The organism is Microbulbifer maximicatervae (SeqCode), from assembly GCF_052467305.1.
Window position 1 is genome coordinate 1,284,188 of the sequence record NZ_CP174306.1, and the last position, 15,956, is coordinate 1,300,143.

The 15,956-nt window shown below is 48.6% G+C and carries 13 protein-coding genes; 8 read left to right on the forward strand and 5 right to left on the reverse strand.

What is annotated here, in order from left to right; translation table 11 throughout:
- The first annotated feature begins 1 nt into the window (after position 1).
- A complete protein-coding gene (locus ACJJI4_RS05990) occupies positions 2-1,168 on the forward strand; it encodes a glutathionylspermidine synthase family protein (RefSeq protein WP_444927397.1) in 1,167 nt (388 codons plus the stop codon).
- Between the two features lie 57 nt (positions 1,169-1,225).
- Here the strand turns inward: ACJJI4_RS05990 and ACJJI4_RS05995 are convergent, their stop codons facing one another.
- Entirely contained in the window at positions 1,226-1,858 is a 633-nt protein-coding gene (locus tag ACJJI4_RS05995; protein ID WP_444927398.1) for an acyloxyacyl hydrolase, read from the reverse strand.
- A 777-nt stretch (positions 1,859-2,635) separates the two neighbouring features.
- Here ACJJI4_RS05995 and ACJJI4_RS06000 point away from each other — a divergent pair.
- The 3 genes from ACJJI4_RS06000 to ACJJI4_RS06010 all read left to right on the forward strand — a co-directional run bounded on the left by ACJJI4_RS06000 (position 2,636) and on the right by ACJJI4_RS06010 (position 8,051).
- Positions 2,636-4,111: a lytic polysaccharide monooxygenase gene (locus ACJJI4_RS06000; protein ID WP_444916707.1), complete on the forward strand. Its 1,476-nt coding sequence runs from the start codon at positions 2,636-2,638 to the stop codon at positions 4,109-4,111.
- Between the two features lie 1,653 nt (positions 4,112-5,764).
- Positions 5,765-7,387 (forward strand): vanadium-dependent haloperoxidase, encoded by a 1,623-nt coding sequence (locus tag ACJJI4_RS06005; protein ID WP_444927399.1) that lies wholly within the window; start codon positions 5,765-5,767, stop codon positions 7,385-7,387.
- 85 nt (positions 7,388-7,472) lie between these two features.
- A complete protein-coding gene (locus tag ACJJI4_RS06010) occupies positions 7,473-8,051 on the forward strand; it encodes a hypothetical protein (RefSeq protein WP_444927400.1) in 579 nt (192 codons plus the stop codon).
- Positions 8,052-8,336: 285 nt separating this feature from the next.
- Here ACJJI4_RS06010 and ACJJI4_RS06015 read toward each other — a convergent pair whose 3' ends face one another.
- Complete coding sequence (locus ACJJI4_RS06015) at positions 8,337-9,968, reverse strand: hybrid sensor histidine kinase/response regulator (RefSeq protein WP_444927401.1); 1,632 nt, start codon at positions 9,966-9,968, stop codon at positions 8,337-8,339.
- Between the two features lie 312 nt (positions 9,969-10,280).
- Between ACJJI4_RS06015 and ACJJI4_RS06020 the strand changes: the two genes are divergently transcribed.
- The 3 genes from ACJJI4_RS06020 (at position 10,281) to ACJJI4_RS06030 (ending at position 13,532) form a co-directional block, all read left to right on the forward strand.
- Entirely contained in the window at positions 10,281-11,693 is a 1,413-nt protein-coding gene (locus ACJJI4_RS06020; RefSeq protein ID WP_444905736.1) for an amidohydrolase, read from the forward strand.
- Positions 11,690-12,991 (forward strand): amidohydrolase family protein, encoded by a 1,302-nt coding sequence (locus ACJJI4_RS06025; protein WP_444927402.1) that lies wholly within the window; start codon positions 11,690-11,692, stop codon positions 12,989-12,991. Before ACJJI4_RS06020 ends, ACJJI4_RS06025 begins: the two co-directional genes overlap by 4 nt.
- A 145-nt stretch (positions 12,992-13,136) precedes the next feature.
- Positions 13,137-13,532, forward strand: a complete 396-nt coding sequence (locus ACJJI4_RS06030) for an MAPEG family protein (RefSeq protein ID WP_444927403.1) — start codon at positions 13,137-13,139, stop codon at positions 13,530-13,532.
- 84 nt (positions 13,533-13,616) lie between these two features.
- On the opposite strand, the gene ACJJI4_RS06035 is transcribed toward ACJJI4_RS06030, so the two are convergent.
- The 3 genes from ACJJI4_RS06035 to ACJJI4_RS06045 form a co-directional block, all read right to left on the reverse strand.
- Positions 13,617-13,916: a YebG family protein gene (locus ACJJI4_RS06035; RefSeq protein WP_108732704.1), complete on the reverse strand. Its 300-nt coding sequence runs from the start codon at positions 13,914-13,916 to the stop codon at positions 13,617-13,619.
- Positions 13,917-14,217: 301 nt separating this feature from the next.
- The gene (locus ACJJI4_RS06040; protein ID WP_444927404.1) at positions 14,218-14,835 is read right to left on the reverse strand and encodes a LysE family translocator; all 618 of its coding nucleotides are present in this window, start codon (positions 14,833-14,835) and stop codon (positions 14,218-14,220) included.
- Positions 14,835-15,443, reverse strand: a complete 609-nt coding sequence (locus ACJJI4_RS06045) for a DUF924 family protein (RefSeq protein WP_444927405.1) — start codon at positions 15,441-15,443, stop codon at positions 14,835-14,837. Before ACJJI4_RS06045 ends, ACJJI4_RS06040 begins: the two co-directional genes overlap by 1 nt.
- Positions 15,444-15,613: 170 nt before the next feature.
- On the opposite strand from ACJJI4_RS06045, the gene ACJJI4_RS06050 reads away from it, so the two are divergent.
- Entirely contained in the window at positions 15,614-15,904 is a 291-nt protein-coding gene (locus tag ACJJI4_RS06050) for a hypothetical protein (RefSeq protein WP_282933385.1), read from the forward strand.
- Positions 15,905-15,956 lie beyond the last annotated feature (52 nt).

A 15,956-nucleotide genomic window follows, 5' to 3' on the forward strand; every position in this document is an offset into this window, starting at 1 on the left:
TGTGCTGAGGTTGCCGATTGGTGAGCGCCCGCGTTGGCAAGAGCGAGCGCAGGAGTTCGGGTTTCACTTCCATACCATGTATGGCGAACCCTACTGGGATGAAAGCGCCTACTATCAATTCTCCTTGGAGCAGATAGAAAAGCACATTGAAGATCCCACCGAAGAAATTCACCAGATGTGCCTGGATGTCGTTGCCCGTGTGCTTGAGGATGAGGAGTTGCTGAGGCGGTTCTGTATACCCGAGCAGCACTGGGACTTTGTGCGAACATCCTGGCGTAATGGCGACCCCAGTCTCTATTCTCGCCTGGACTTTGCCTATTCCGGACAGGGGCCGGCAAAGCTCTATGAGAACAATGCTGATACTCCCACTTCTCTGTATGAAACCGGCTTCTGGCAGTGGTTGTGGCTGCAGGACAATGTCGATCGCAGGTCTCTGCCGCTACAGTCTGATCAGTTCAATAGCCTGCAGGAAAAGCTGGTTAACCGCTTCCATGATTTACAATTCCTGACCCCGGGGAGGGAGTTGCATTTCGCCTGCTGTAAATATACGGAAGAGGACCGGGGCACGGTTCAATATTTACAGGATTGTGCCTACGAAGCGGGGATCAATAATCATTTTGTCTTTATCGAAGATATTGGCCGGGATGAAGCGGGTCAGTTTACCGATTTGAATGATCAGGTAATCACCTGGATGTTTAAGCTGTACCCATGGGAATTTATGCTCCGCGAGGAGTTCGGGACCCTGTTGGCAGGAAGCAATGTCCGTTGGTTGGAACCGCCCTGGAAGGCGATTATTTCCAATAAGGCGCTTTTGCCAATGTTGTGGAAGCTTTTTCCAGAGCACCCGAATCTGCTTCCCTCTTTTTTTGAGGATGAGCTGGACAAGGCTGCGGATTTCCCGGAATTAGTTAAGAAGCCAATCTTTTCACGAGAAGGGGCGAATATTTCGGTAGTAAAAGGGGCGGATACCACTTTGCTGTCCGATGGCCCCTATGGGCAAGAAGGGTTTATCTATCAGGCTCTGCATCCTCTCCCCAAATTTGGAAAGAACCATACTCTGGTGGGAAGCTGGCTCGTTGATGACCTGGCAGCGGGGATGTCCATCCGGGAAGATTCAAACCTGATTACCCAGGATATGAGCCGTTATCTGCCACATATCATCCTCTAGGGCCCGCCAATGACTGCAGGCGCTGACATCAAGCCGGCGCCTGCTCAATCCTCTTCTTTAAAAGTTATAGTGCAACCGCAGCTCAAAAAAATTCACTCCGGAATTTTCAGAACAGGTTCCTGCATTTGAGTAGTGCAGTGCGTAAGTTGTGACTCCCCAGCGGCGCTCACTCCCAAAGTCAGAGCCCAATCCAATTCGATCCTCAAACTGGAAATGGCATCCCAGAGTTGTGTGATTTGTGTTTTTACTCACAATATTGGACTCAGTAATGTAACTGGCCCCCACGGAAAACTCGAAGTAGGGAAAGATAGGCTTGTCCCACTGGGGTAGGTACTCAAGCCTCCATACCGGACTCACTGACATACCGTGAACTAAATCCTCTCCCCGTTTGGAGACGTCTGGATCGCTATCGTCCAGGCTGGAGTGCCATTCAAAGTAACTGGTCTCCAGTCGCGTTTTGAGCGTCCATTTTTCAGCAAGGGACCACTGCCAGGGCAGGTCCTTGGATATGGCAAGGCGATATTGGGTGAGCTCGTTGCGACGATTGGAAAATCCCGGGCCGGCTCCAACAATTGCAGCCCACCGTTTATCCGGGTTTGTTGCCGTTTCAGCCAAAGACCAGGCTGGAAGCAAAAGAGAAGAACATAACAGACACAGGCCGAGCCTGCGGATAATCAAGTACAACATCATCCCTGATCCTACCTTTCCTACTACGAATGGTGACTACAAGAAAATGATTGGTTAGGGAAACTCAAAATCATCCGGGTTCTTTTCCAGTGTAGACAGAGGTGAGCGAATATAGGTCTTTTATCCCAGTGGTAATTTACTAATAGGAATAATTTACTGGTCTGCAGTTGTATTTGTTGCCAGGAAAACACTTGCAGTGACAGTTTAAAAAAAGCGGTGACAGTGATAGTTCTCTGATTTGTAAAGAGGTTTTTTTCTCAGGATGAAATACGTGTTCGTAGGTTGGGGTAGCTGCCAATTTCCGCCTTGCTGGCAACTTTTGCGGGTAGGTAATATCGAGAGATTTATGGTTTTAAGGCAGTCAGGCTTATCTATTTTGAATTGTAATAGGGGGTTGTTCGTGAGAGAGGGGTGTCATCTATTGATAATTAATGAGTATGGGAACTTGTATTAAGTTAAAAATCGTCTGGAAATTTCTCATCCTGTTAAAGGTTTGCCTGTTCTCTATTTTAGGGATCGTTGTAGTTTTTTCGTCCTATTTTTTAATTGATTATTTTTCCTTGAAAAAAAATACCCTTTAATATTATTTTTAAGGGAAAATGGTGCGCTGGTGATCTTCTGAGGTTTGTAAATTTATATCAATAATTGTCAGGAACCGTGCTGTTAAGTAGCGGTCCATAATCTTGTCGCCAACATTACACATCGAATATGTGTATTCAGGATAAGGACCTGGTTCAGCTGGGGAAGGAGGTTGGACGAAATTGAATAACAGGCATAGATATGATTTTACGAAAAACCAAACTAGCATCTGCAATTAAACTACCCGTATTAAATAGCGCCCTGATGGCAATAGCATTGGCCGGTATGAGTTCAAATGCACTTAGCCACGGCTATGTAGAGGCCGCTGATGGTGGTGTTGCATCCGCTCGTGGGACCTTGTGTAAATATGCTCTCGATACAGGAGAGATGAATGTTAACTGCGGTGCTGTTCAATGGGAACCGCAAAGCATTGAAGGGAATGAAGGTTTTCCTGAAAGTGGTCCTGCTGATGGGCAGATAGCCAGTGCAGGAGATAGCTCTTGGTCAGAATTAAATGAGCAATCCTCAGATCGCTGGGTTAAGAATTATATTAGCTCCGGTTGGCAAACTTTTAAATGGCGCTTTACGGCCAATCATGTAACCCGGGACTGGAAATATTACATTACCAAAGAAGGTTGGAATCCAAATGCGGTTTTGACCCGCGACCAATTTGATCTGGATCCATTCTGCGAGGTTGATGGCAACTATGAGCAGCCTGCGGTAAATACAACACACGAGTGTCAGGTGCCGGAACGTGAAGGCTACCATGTAATTCTTGCTGTGTGGGATGTAGGTGATACGGTTAATGCCTTCTATAACGTTATCGATGTCGAGTTTGATGGTGATAATGTTGTCAATACTGACTGGAGTGTCGGGGGCACTATTAACCCAACTCAAGACCTGAATGTGGGCGATAAAGTTTACACTCGTGTATTTGATAGCTCCGGTGAGAACTCCTCATACTCTACTGTTCTGGAAATTGCCTCAGATGAACAGGGTATCGCTGAAAACTGGTCTCACGATCTGGCTGAGCTGATTAACCAGGAACAGAGCAGCATCCGCGCCGGTGATTATGATGGTAGCAGCAGCTTTGAGCCTCTATATGGCATCAACAGTATCTACTTGTTAGAAGGTAGCAGTTTAGAAAATGTTGAAATTGGATATGAGCTTATTCAAGACCAGGATGATGACTCTACCGATGACGACAATAATTCCGGTGATGATAGTTCGGATAATAGTGGAGACAATGGCGATTCTGGAAATTCCGGCAATTCCAGCTGTGAAGCGTTTGTGCAGCAGTATGGCGGTGATCCAGGTTACTCGATTGGCGACGTAGTTATCTATGACAATGTTGCTTATGAATCTACACATGAGCCAAACTGGTGGTCGCCGAGTGCCGCGCCGCAATTCTGGAATGAAACTACCTGTGATGGCTCCGATAGTGGTTCAGACGATAGCTCTGATAACGGTTCCGATGATAGCTCTGATAGCAATAGTGGAGACGATAGCTCTGCAGTTTCCTGCCCTGAGTTCCAGCAGCCTTACGCGGGTGATAACGGTTACCAGGTTGGAGATAGAGTGACCTTCGGCGGCCAAGTTTATGTCTCAACCTATGGACCAAATTGGTGGTCTCCATCTGCTGCTCCGCAGTTTTGGGAAGAGAGCTCCTGTCAGTAACTAGCAAATTCAATCACCTACCTTTCGGTAGGTGATTGAACTGGGTTAAATCTAAGAGCATGGTTTTCTGAAGTCGGAAAGATTTATTAACCTATCTGGTGTATTACTTCTTGTGATACACCAATCTCGCTCTCTCCTGTTAGATGAACAGGCATATTTCTCCACTCCTAATCAGCTCTCTGCTCCTGGGTTGAGATAATCAAGCGTTGTTATTGGATGGCTCCACGAACAATGATCAATCTCCATTTCTGCACTATGTCCGCTTTATTGGGTCAAAAATGGCTCAACAGTTAGCTTGCACGCCTGATGTTTTATCTCCATATCGGTATTTGCGATCGAATAATACCGTCTAGCTATGGAACTATAAATAAGTAATAGCAATTGCTTTTTTAGGCTTGGTTATTTAAATGCTGGATTATATCGTCTGTCATTCCAAGTAAAATTTAGTTGAGTAGATAGAGCATTTCAGGGGCAATAGTTTCTGAAACTGGAAAATAAACTATTTGCCTAGTCTAAGTGTTGATCTAAAAGTCTAACTGTCTGCATAGAAAGTTGTTAATTCCTTAAGCGGTGTTTACATTGGGTCATAGTGAATGTGTAATGTATTTTATTATTTTAATGCCTCAATAGCGTGAGAGTGGAGGGTGCTTCTATAGGTTCTGTATGTGTGTGATCTCAAGAGTATATTTCTCATAGCACTGTCTGTGAATTGTCATCTACTGGCAATTTAATTATTTCGGATGCTCAGGGCCTTGCGTATGACGACTTTGTTTTTGTTGTGCTGACTATGATTTTTGCGTTTAGATGTTAATTGTAGTTACGTATTTATTAATATTTTTTAGTGTTGGGTTTTTGGTTGGGAGTTGGTTGTTTAAGTTTTTCTTGTGGTGGGAAATTCCACTGGTTTGAATTTAATGGGTGTGTAAATTTATGAAAATAATTGTCAGGAACCGTGTTGATAAACCGTGGTCTATAGATTTGTAATAATTATTATATTCGAGGTTTGCCTCGCCAGGTAATACTAACCTGTTTTAAATGGGGAAATTGGACAAGGTTGAATAACAGGTAAAGAGATGAATTTACAAAAATCCAAACTAGCATCGGTAGTCAATCAATCCGTTTTTATGTGCTTGCTTAAGGCTGGAGTATTGTTCGAGGTTAGATCAAAGACTTTTAGTCGTAGTGATGAAGAGGCTGCCGATGGGTAAATTTTCGGTGCGGGAAACAGCGTCTGATCGCTAATTTTAAAATTATATTCGCTCTGGTTGAAAAACCTTTATCTAGCACTTTTATGCAGGTCCATTGTCCGCAATTTGTTGAGAAATTTGTCTCCCTTAGTAGCAGGGAATGGGAGAGCGAGCCGTATTCAGCTTGGCTCAGCATCTAAAAAATAACTACCTGATAAGAGAACCATTTTGATGTTTGGCCTTCTCTTTATTATCGGCGCCATGTCTATAGGGATGTATGAAATTAATCGATATGAAGCGGTAGGGATCAACATAGGGGGCAGGTTTGTAGTTTGCAAGCAGAGACTTGCGAGAAATATTACTCGGCATGATTTCTACAGCCTGATGCGATTTACGAAAGCATACTTACGGCCACTGATAGATGTACTGATTCAGCGCGCCCTTTAATATCTAAGGACGTAATACAATGAACCATATCTTTTTAAAAACATCAGCCTGCTTTTTAGCAGCCGGCTTATTACTGGCAACGGATGTTGTACAGGCTCAGAAGACGAAGGGTAAGCAGCCCAAGGGACAAACCAGTGCTTATCTAGGAGAAACCAGCCGATCAACTCTTTCCAAAGGTGTACTTGATCGGCTTGAGCGGACATCGGGGAAGTCTGGTGAGCTTAATAGACCTAGAGATCGTGTTGTGTTTTGGTTTAACACGATGCTCGACTCATCGGCTATCGATCATACTCCCGACCCTGATACCGGTGAAGTGGATTTCTACCAGGGGGGGCCTACCCGGTCCAGTCGCGCATTCGCCATCGTACAAACTGCTGTGTTTGACGCTCTGAATGCCTTTGACGATAAATACCAACCTTATAATGATCTCGGTGTGCTCGACACCAGAGATGCATCCAAAGATGCAGCTATCGCTTACGCCGCTTACGAAACCTTGCGCGCACTCTACCCCGATCAGGCAGAGCGATTGCAGGAATTACTGCAATCCGACCTCGACCAGTCAAGAGATAGTGCCGAAAGAATTGCCAAGGGCCAAGTGATCGGCGAAGCCGCCGCTGCGGCCATGCTCGCGGTGCGAAGCAACGATAAGGCCGACCACTTGGAGCCCGCTTATGGTGAGGGCGGCGCTGTCGCGGATGGGGATGACACCTATCACTCTACATCGGTCAACACGGGTGCTACGGTACCGGGAGAATGGCAGCCTGATCCCGTGGATCCAGTTGGCCACGATTCCGTGGCTCTCGGAGCCTATTGGGGCAGTGTGACACCTTTTTCACTAAGTTCAGGTGATCAATTCCGCAGTCCGATTCCGCCTACAATTACGTCTGAGGAATATGCCGAAGCCTATGAGGAAGTGGCGGCCCTCGGCGGGTCCCCAGCCAATACTATTACCCCATCGACATCCACAGCAGAGACACGATTTATCGGGAATTACTGGGGATATGACGGTGTACCGTTATTGGGCATTCCCCCGAGACTGTATAACCTTATCGCCCTGCAGGCAGCACTGGATAACAAAGTCGAGAATGAGCTGGATCTGGCCCGGTATTTTGCTTTGATCAATGTGGGGCTGGCGGATTCTGGTATCGCTGCGTGGGACAGTAAATACTATTACAATTACTGGAGACCGGTTACCGGTATTCGCATCGATGACGACAACCCATCGACCTTGCAGGATGAGCAATGGTTGCCGGTAGGGGTGTCAGTCATCAATACCACCATTGCGATTAGGCCAACACCGCCGTTCCCCTCCTACCCATCGGGTCATGCTACCTTCGGTGCTTCCACCTTCGAGATTATGCGCAGTATGTTTGGAGACCAACCCTTTACTTTTGTATCGGAAGAATACAATGGGGAAGGCTTCGACCCTTTCACGCCGGATACACCGAGGCCTTTGGTACCTGTCCGTTTTGAATCCTATACCGCCGCTCAACAGGAAAATGGCCTCAGCCGCATTTATAACGGAGTGCACTGGGACTTTGACAATATTGCAGGCCAAGTCATGGGCGAGCAGATCGCGCAGAATTTAATGAACAACGTCGAAGCATTTAGCCTGATTAGTAGATCAAGGGCTCGCAGGTAAACTATTTTTACGCTATGAGCTAAATTCTCGCTCTCCATCAGGTGCCGCTCCGTAAGGGGCGGCCACACCAAAGGTAACTCACCGTATGAATAGCAAACGATATATTGCAGTGGTAGTGTTCGGAATAATCGCTTTTGGGTTTTTAGCTACGCACACACTCATAGAGCCAGTCGAAAACGAGAAGGTCTGGGTAGGTGAACAGGAGTCGGCACCGGATGTTGAAAGCGTTATCCACCCTGCAAAAACACCCGCTTCAGTGGCACTGGCTAGCAACGACATTAAGGCTGCATTCGAGCGGGATACAGTTATCAAGTTGAACAGTATTGTTCGCCGTTCCCTGGCTACTATTCGTAAGTACGATGCTGAGATAAAGGCCGTTCGAGCAGAGAGTCTTGCGGCGACTCAAGACGGGGTGGATGAGCAGCAAGTGGCATCTGCGAGGGCGAGTCTCGCCAAGCTGCAGGAGTGGGATCTGGAAGCATCCATGGCTCTCAAGGATATGAACGCAGCTGTTGAAGAGCTTGAGGCAAGTGGAGAGCACTATAACGCAGCAATTTTAGCGGGCATGGTACGCTTCGTGGAGACTGTGTCCACTGAAATAGGAGACGAGCACACCAAGCTGACAAGATTGGTGGGGAAGGGGACCGTAGCGGCAAAATTGTGACATACCACTAATAAAGTATCGGCTTCAAAACTATCGAGATTGCACCGAGCAGGAAAGTAATGACATATAGATTGATGTTGGTTTGTGGGAGTCTGCAAACACTAAAATAATGGGAAATTCCACTTGAGCTGCTTTTGTGTAGCCTTATCCTGATTACTTTATCACTTCACTTTTTTACAACCGATTATCATAGGGGTCATTTCATTAGCTAACTAATTGGTATCTGAACTCTGTGACGTAGCTGTCAGCTAGGCTAGTTGCGGCGATTTAGATAGAATTTTTTTGTTACCTGGGGAGAGTTATTTTTCCGCTGGCAATCATCTCTTCAATCTTTTTACTGAGATGCTCGAATGTAAATGGTTTCTGGATGCAATCTAGCACCCCATCAGAAATTACTTCCTGAACTTTACTATCCACGCTGTAACCGGTGGAGAGAATAGCCTTTACTTCGGGGTTAATCCGTTTTAGAAAAGCGAACAATTCTTGCCCATCCATGCCGGGCATAATCATGTCCAGCAGGACCAAATCTACTTCATCACTATATTTTCGGTAGTAAGTTATTGCCTGCTCCGCCGTCGCAAAGGTAACGACGCTATGGCCGTTCATTTCGAACAGGGCTTTAGAGTAGGTGCGGACAATTGCCTCATCGTCGACAACCATAATGCGCAATTTGCGCTCGCGAGCTAGTTTCTTGGCCTGGTAAGTTCTCTTTTTGATTGGGGGCTTGGAAATTGGCAGGTATAGCTTAAAGCTGCTGCCAATTCCCTCACGGCTCTGACACTGTATAGCGCCCTTATGTAAATGAATGGTGCCGTGCACTGCGGCAAGGCCCAGTCCAGCACCACGTCCACTTTCCTTGGTAGTGAAAAATGGTTCAAAGATACGGCGTCGCACTTCGTCAGACATGCCGGTGCCATTATCGGTAATCGTTATTAATAGGTACTGGCCTGGCTGGATCTCAAAATCGGCGATAGAAGCCGATTTTTCTATGGTGATATTAGCTGTGACAAAGCTCAGGGAGCCACCAGAGGGCATAGCATCCTTGGCATTGATTCCGATATTTAGCAAAGCGCTCTTGAGTTGAGCAGGGTCACCCACAATATGTGGACGATTTGCATCTAATTGCTGACCAATCTCGATTCTGCGATCAATAGTGCGGGTTAGCATTGCACAAACATCGCGAATGATTTCGTGGGTATTGCAGCTCTTAAGTTGATAATTTCCCTTGCGAGCAAAAGTGAGTAGCTGTTTGGTCAGCTCTGCGGCATGGCGGGCAGTAGTCAGTATATGGTTGGTATACTCGTTGATTCTGGCATCGGTGGAAATTTGTCGAATAACTTCAGCATAGCCATTGATTCCATGAATCATATTGTTGAAGTCGTGGGCAATACCGCCGGCAAGCTCACCGATAGCTTGCATTTTTTGAGCTTGCCGAAGCTCTTCCTCCAGCAACCGCTGTTTAGTGATATCCGAACCAATACTGAGAATTCCAGCAGGATCTCCCTTCTCATCTGAAATAATTTTATTGGTCCAGGCGATCCATACTCGCTTCCCGCACTTTGTAATGTTTTCATTAATATTGTAACGGTGCTCCTCTGGGAACTGGCAAATACGGTCTATCAATTGCCGCAGGTCACGGCCGCTCGTTTCGCTGGCGGGAACAATCGTACCAATTAGATGCCTGCCAATAATCTCGGCTTCGGTATAACCAAATAATTGTTGAGCGTACTCGTTAAAGGATGTGATACGGCCGTGTTGATCGCATCGCATTATGATCGAGTTTGCATGCTCCACCAGCTCCCGGTAGCGCTCCTCACTTTTACGTAAGGCTTCATAGACCTGGGTTGAGTCTCTATCCGAGGTTGTAGCAGTAGATGGTGAAAGGGGAAAAATGGGCATATTACTTTCCTTGATCACCTATTTCTCCTCCTGAGTGCGGCTGCCTGTTTTTCCGCCAGAAATTCCACCATGAAGACGTACAAAAGTATATAGCTGGGGCGGCGTATTTTGACCGTGTAGACATTCTTTGCTGACTGGCTGTTATTTTTAGTTCGTATTGTTATCAAGTGTGCTTTGGTGGTACTGGGGGAACTCCCAGGCTCAGTTATGGCCCCTTGGATTGGGAGATGCATATCTCTAAACAGTCGTTTGTGACAATTTGGATAGTGGCGCTGTCAGCACAAACTGGTAGCATTCACCGCCATATTCAAAACGATTGGATGAATGACTATGCAGCTGCAACCCCGATTTCTCGGGCGCAGTATCGCGGCTCTGTTAAGTGCCTCGCTACTGCTGTCCGCATGCGGTGAGAAGCGTGTTGACAGTGAGCCGAGATCTCTCGACTTCGCTCGTGTGGACGCCTTCCCTTCCACTTATTCTGTAACCCAGTCCCGCCCTGTGTTGATTCAGGGAGCTACCCTGCTAACCGGTACAGGGGAGCAGCAAGAAAATGCGGACCTGTTGTTTGAAAATGGCAAGATCAAGGAGATCGGTAAGGGGTTACTGGCCCCTGAAGGTGCCTTGATTGTCGATGGCAAAGGTAAGTGGGTCACTCCTGGCATTATCGATGTGCATTCTCATCTGGGTGATTATCCAGCTCCGGGGATTGAATCTGCCCAGGATGGCAATGAGATGACCTCGCCAAACACTGCCCAGGTTTGGTCGGAGCACTCTGTCTGGACCCAAGACCCCCAGTTTCCCTTAGCTCTTGCCGGAGGTGTAACAACCCTGCAAATCCTGCCGGGTTCGGCCAACTTGTTTGGCGGCCGCAGTGTCACCCTGAAAAATGTACCCGGCCGCAGTGTTCAGGATATGAAATTCCCCGGTGCTCCCTACGGCTTGAAAATGGCCTGTGGTGAAAACCCCAAGCGGGTTTACGGTGGTAAAGGTAGCTCTCCCTCAACTCGAATGGGTAACGTCGCCGGTTATCGCGATGCTTGGATTAAGGCGAGTGCCTACAAGCAGGAGTGGGAGGATTACGTTGAGAACGGAGGGGATGAGCCCAAGCGCGACCTGCAGATGGAAACTCTGGCGGGCGTACTCAATGGAGATATTCTCGTTCATAACCATTGCTACCGCGGTGAGGAAATGGCGGTAATGATGGACGTTGCCAAGGAGTTTGATTTCAAAATTTCCACTTTCCACCACGCAGTGGAAGCTTACAAGGTTGCTGACCTGCTGGCTGAAAACAATGTTTGTGCGGCAATGTGGGCTGATTGGTGGGGCTTTAAGCATGAGGCCTACGATATGACCGAGGCCAATATCGCCATTGTGGATCAAGCCAAAGCCTGCGCAATGATTCACTCGGACTCCGGTGTTGGCGTACAGCATTTGCACGAGGAGACCGCGAAGGCAATGACTGCAGGACAGCGTGCGGGCTTCGATATTCAGCCAAAGGATGCAGTGGTTTGGATGACCTTGAACCCCGCCAAGGCTCTGGGTATTGCCGATCAAACTGGCAGCCTTGAGAGCGGCAAGATGGCGGATATCGTTGTTTGGTCCGGCAGCCCCTTCAGTGTTTACACCCATGTAGATCAAGTTTTCATCGATGGGGAATTGATGTTCGATCGCGCGGACAAGAAACGTCAGCCACGCACCGATTTCGAGTTGGGTATTCTCGATGCAGAGGGAGAGCGACTGTGAGAAAAGTAGCTGTTTATTGTGCGCTGGCCCTGGGGTTGATGTCAGCCGCTGGCCAGGCAGAGACCATCCTGATCAAGGGTGGCAAGGTACACACCTTGGCGGGACAGGGCAGCCTGGAGTCCGCAGATATTCTGGTTGTGGATGGCAAGGTCCAGCAGGTAGCCCCCTCACTGGAGGTGAATGCAGATCAGGTAATTGATGCGCGCAACAAGGTGGTGACGCCCGGTGTGATAGCGCCCATTTCTGAACTGGGGTTGGTCGAGATCAGTGCGGCCAGCGCCACCAATGATCACCAGGTGACCGGTGACAGTATCGGTAGTGCCTTCAATCCGGTACCTGCTTACAACCCTAAGTCCACCCTGATCCCATTCAACCGGGCGGGTGGAGTCACCAGTGCCGTTGTTTCACCGGGAATCAGCACTTGGGACAGCGGTGCTATCGATGCTCAGCGGATATTTGCAGGGCGCAGTTTTGCCATCAAGTTGAGTGGTGAATTTGATAGCGTCGAAGCAAAGAATGTTGCGCAAAAAGCTTATCTGGGAGAGTCCGGTGGCGAGCTGGCCGGTGGCAGCCGTGCCAATGCTTATGCCAAGGTGGAGAGTGCTCTGCGTGAAGCTCAGGAGTATCGTGATAATCGCGCAGCGATTCACCGTGGAGAGTGGCGAGAGCTGGATTACGATCTGGCAGATCTGCAAGCTCTGCAGCCTGTGATCGATGGTAAAGAGCCTTTGATGGTAACTGCCAACAGGGCCAGTGATATCCTCGCGGTATTAGAACTGGGTGAAGCCTTTAAGGTGAATCTCATTATAATCGGCGCAGCTGAGGGCTGGATGGTTGCCGATAAACTGGCGCAAGCACAAGTGCCTGTAGTGATCGATGCAATCAACAACATTCCAGCATCATTCTCAAGTTTGGGCGCACGCCTGGATAATGCTGCACTTTTGGCCAAGGCTGGGGTGACGGTAGGTATCAGTGGCCCAGATATGGTGGCTAGCCACAACGTTTACCTCTCGCGCCAGTCGGCGGGCAACGCTGTAGCCCATGGTATGCCTTATGAGGAAGCGCTAAAGGCAATCAGTAGCAATGTTGCTGAGATTTTTAACCTTGAGGGCGGTACGTTGGAGAAGGGAGCGGTTGCGGATATTGTGATCTGGAGCGGCGATCCCTTGGAAGTTACCAGCTACGCTGAGCAGGTCCTGATTGAGGGTGAGAATCAATCCCTGGTGAATCGCTCAACGCGCCTCAGAGATCGACACCTCAAGCCCGCAAAGGGCCATGAGTTTGGTTACAAGCACTAATATGCAAAGAGCGGGCTTCTAGCCCGCTTTTCTTTTTCCGCCTATTGGTCTGAAAGGCCCATTGGCTTGTGTAGGATTTGTGTGGCGGAATACTTGCTTTCGGGGGTATATTCCCTGGCCAGATTGATAAGAACAAGGAAAAAACATGGCGAATATCACAGCACTCTACACCGGCCTTTGTGCGCTTCTGATTATTTACTTGGCATTCAGGGTAGTCGAGTTTCGTCGCACAAAGAAAGTGGGAATTGGAACCGGAGATGATCGTTTCAATGAGATTAGGGTGCGAGTTCACGCTAATGCGATTGAGTACACCCCGATAGCGTTGCTTCTGTTGCTGGCTGCAGAGTTGGGTGGTTTGCCCGCACTGTGGTTACACCTCTTCGGGGCGCTCTTTTTTATCTCACGGATATTTCATGCCTATGGACTGACCAAGGGCAAAGGCGGGCTGCACTTTGGGCGCTTCTGGGGAACTTTAATCAGCTGGGTCGTTATTGTTGTGTTGGCGGTCATTAACATTGTTAATGCCGTAATTAATCTTTGAAGTTTATTGGTGAGGCTCAGTATGAGCCCCACGCAAAAAAGCCCGGTAGAACCGGGCAGAGTACAGGGATGAATCTACAAGCGTTTACTGATTGGCGGCGAGCGGAGTTACGCGATCATCTTCGCTCTCCTGCACCATGTTTTCGTCTTCTTCGAGTAGTACTTCAGGCTTCCCTTTACAGGCTTTAGCCAGGGCATCGCGGCGTTTGGCCAACAGCAGGCCGATCTCTTCGCCCACTTGCTCATCAATGCTGTCGATGTGGCGCTCAATCAGCGACGTGATATTAGCTGCGAGCTCCAGCATCTTATCGTGTTCTTCAGCGTCTTTTTTGTTGTCGAACATTGCTCCGTCTCTATCGCATTTCCAAACAGCTACTACGGCCATCGTGTGCCTCCCAATCGTCTATTAGACTGTCCACTTAGTTTGTATGCCGCTACCCTAACTGTATAAATATTCAGTGTCAACGATGGGGTGAAGAAAGGGCCCTATGCGGTCAAAAGACCAGCAGATGCGATGATTGGTCCGCCATTAAGCGTGAACACTGTCATAATGTGCATACAGCCAGACGCATTCCCCCCGGGGCGACTGGCTGTCTTCACATCATTTAACAGGCCCGCTTGCGGGCCTGTTTTTTATTTGGGTGTGGTGAAACTGAGGTAGTGAAGTTTTCTGCAGGCCTGACGCTTTAGATGCTAAGGATCAGCCGGGCAGCCAGTCCTATCAGTAAGATCCCGAAAACCTGTTGGATGCGATGGCCAATATGCTTGCTGACCAGCTGGCGTTTACGGCTGGCGTGAACCGCCAGGGCAACGATACAGTACCAAATTGCATCCACTCCTGAAACCAGGGCCGCCATGCCCAGCTTGGTGCTCAGGGCCTGTTGTTCTGACACAAACTGGCTGAATAGGGCGGTGAAAAATACGGCGATCTTGGGGTTGAAGAAGGCAACACCAAAACCTTGAGCGATAGAGCGCTTCAGGCTCTGGTGTGGAGGTTGTACGGTTGCAGTACCGGTACCCGGTGCGGGCGCACTGAGGGCTTTCCAGCCCAGGTAGACCAGCATTGCTGCACCGGCCCACTGCAGAATGTTAAATAGAAGAGGAGAGCTAGTAATCAGCACCGCCAGGCCAAATGCGGTAAGAATTGCGTATATAGCGACTCCGGCTCCGTGAGCAATAGCACTGGCCAGGCCTTGCTGTAGGCCAGAGGAAGCGCTGCGCAAGATGATAAGAAGACTTGGTCCCGGTGACATGGCACCGAGGGCACAGATCCCCGCGAGAGATAACCAACTGAGTAAATCCATTATTTAAAGCCGCCCCCTTGAGCCAGCCATTCTTTTTCTGCTTGAGTGGAAGTGCGACCCAAAGCCGCATTGCGGTGAGGGAAGCGCCCAAATCGCTCGATGACCTCTTGATGGGCAAGGGCGTATCGATAATGAGTGTCGAGATAGGGCGAGGCAATTTTGTCTTCTGCGAAGGTTTGCTGCAACTGCCGAAAATAGTCTACCGAGTGTTGCTGGGTCACGAGGTCTTCGCTGTGCTCTAGCGGCATGCCCAGGAATATCTGCTGGTAGAGCCCAAGATTCGGGGCCTCTCCTCGCTGAATCAGTGACATCGTAATTGCCAGAGCCTGGGAATCTGTAGCGAATGCCTGGCGGGTGCCTCGGTAAATGTTTCTGGATAATTGGTCACAAACCAGCAGCAAGGCAAGTTCGCCTTCCAAAGTTTGCTGCCAGCGGTCCAGCTCTCCACGCTGCGCTGACTCGGCAATAGCTCCAAATCTTGCCTTGATGTCGGCGTCCACTTCCGGAGTAGCGGCAAACCATAAACCCTGCTTCTCCGCAGCAATAGAGTTGCCACGAATATCAGTGCTGCCAAACCAAAAAACCAGGACATCATCAGGGGTTGTCATATCGAAGTTCTCATTCCGTATTGTGTTCCGAGTTTATCCGATCGTTCCAGCCCAGTGATGACCATTAGAAGGTGGTTCCAAGTGTTGGCGTAAAAAAAATTATACAGCTGCATCCAACTGGGCTCCCCGAATCGTCATAGTGGCGTACAAGGGAAAAACGGGAGATCACAATGTTTACTGCGAGATCAACTAAAAAGGTACAATTTTGCGTCGCGCTATCTCTAATAGTTGCGGCTCTGCAAGTGGGTCAGGTTAATGCCTCCGAGCTGACGCTTTCCCAGGATGGGATTCACCGAGAGCTCACACAGAAAATTGATCAGCAAATACTTAGGAAGCTTGGTGAGTGCACTGATAAGAGTGAGAAGGTTAGCCGGCTAACTCCTGTGCGTATTGCTGAGGAAAAGGAGCCCCGAGGAGGAATGGCTTACCCCTACTCCAAGGCTCGAATGATGGTGATGTAGGTCACCTCCCCCCAACGACGGTTCACACCACTGATAACGAAAATGATTAGAG

Coding starts and splice junctions, on each gene's coding strand:
- ACJJI4_RS06045 (WP_444927405.1), bottom strand. CDS start 15,443: ATGACAACCCCTGATGATGTCCTGGTTTTTTGGTTTGGCAGCACTGAT.
- ACJJI4_RS06050 (WP_282933385.1), top strand. CDS start 15,614: ATGTTTACTGCGAGATCAACTAAAAAGGTACAATTTTGCGTCGCGCTA.
- ACJJI4_RS06000 (WP_444916707.1), top strand. CDS start 2,636: ATGATTTTACGAAAAACCAAACTAGCATCTGCAATTAAACTACCCGTA.
- ACJJI4_RS06010 (WP_444927400.1), top strand. CDS start 7,473: ATGAATAGCAAACGATATATTGCAGTGGTAGTGTTCGGAATAATCGCT.
- ACJJI4_RS06035 (WP_108732704.1), bottom strand. CDS start 13,916: ATGGCCGTAGTAGCTGTTTGGAAATGCGATAGAGACGGAGCAATGTTC.
- ACJJI4_RS05995 (WP_444927398.1), bottom strand. CDS start 1,858: ATGATGTTGTACTTGATTATCCGCAGGCTCGGCCTGTGTCTGTTATGT.
- ACJJI4_RS06040 (WP_444927404.1), bottom strand. CDS start 14,835: ATGGATTTACTCAGTTGGTTATCTCTCGCGGGGATCTGTGCCCTCGGT.
- ACJJI4_RS06020 (WP_444905736.1), top strand. CDS start 10,281: ATGCAGCTGCAACCCCGATTTCTCGGGCGCAGTATCGCGGCTCTGTTA.
- ACJJI4_RS06005 (WP_444927399.1), top strand. CDS start 5,765: ATGAACCATATCTTTTTAAAAACATCAGCCTGCTTTTTAGCAGCCGGC.
- ACJJI4_RS06030 (WP_444927403.1), top strand. CDS start 13,137: ATGGCGAATATCACAGCACTCTACACCGGCCTTTGTGCGCTTCTGATT.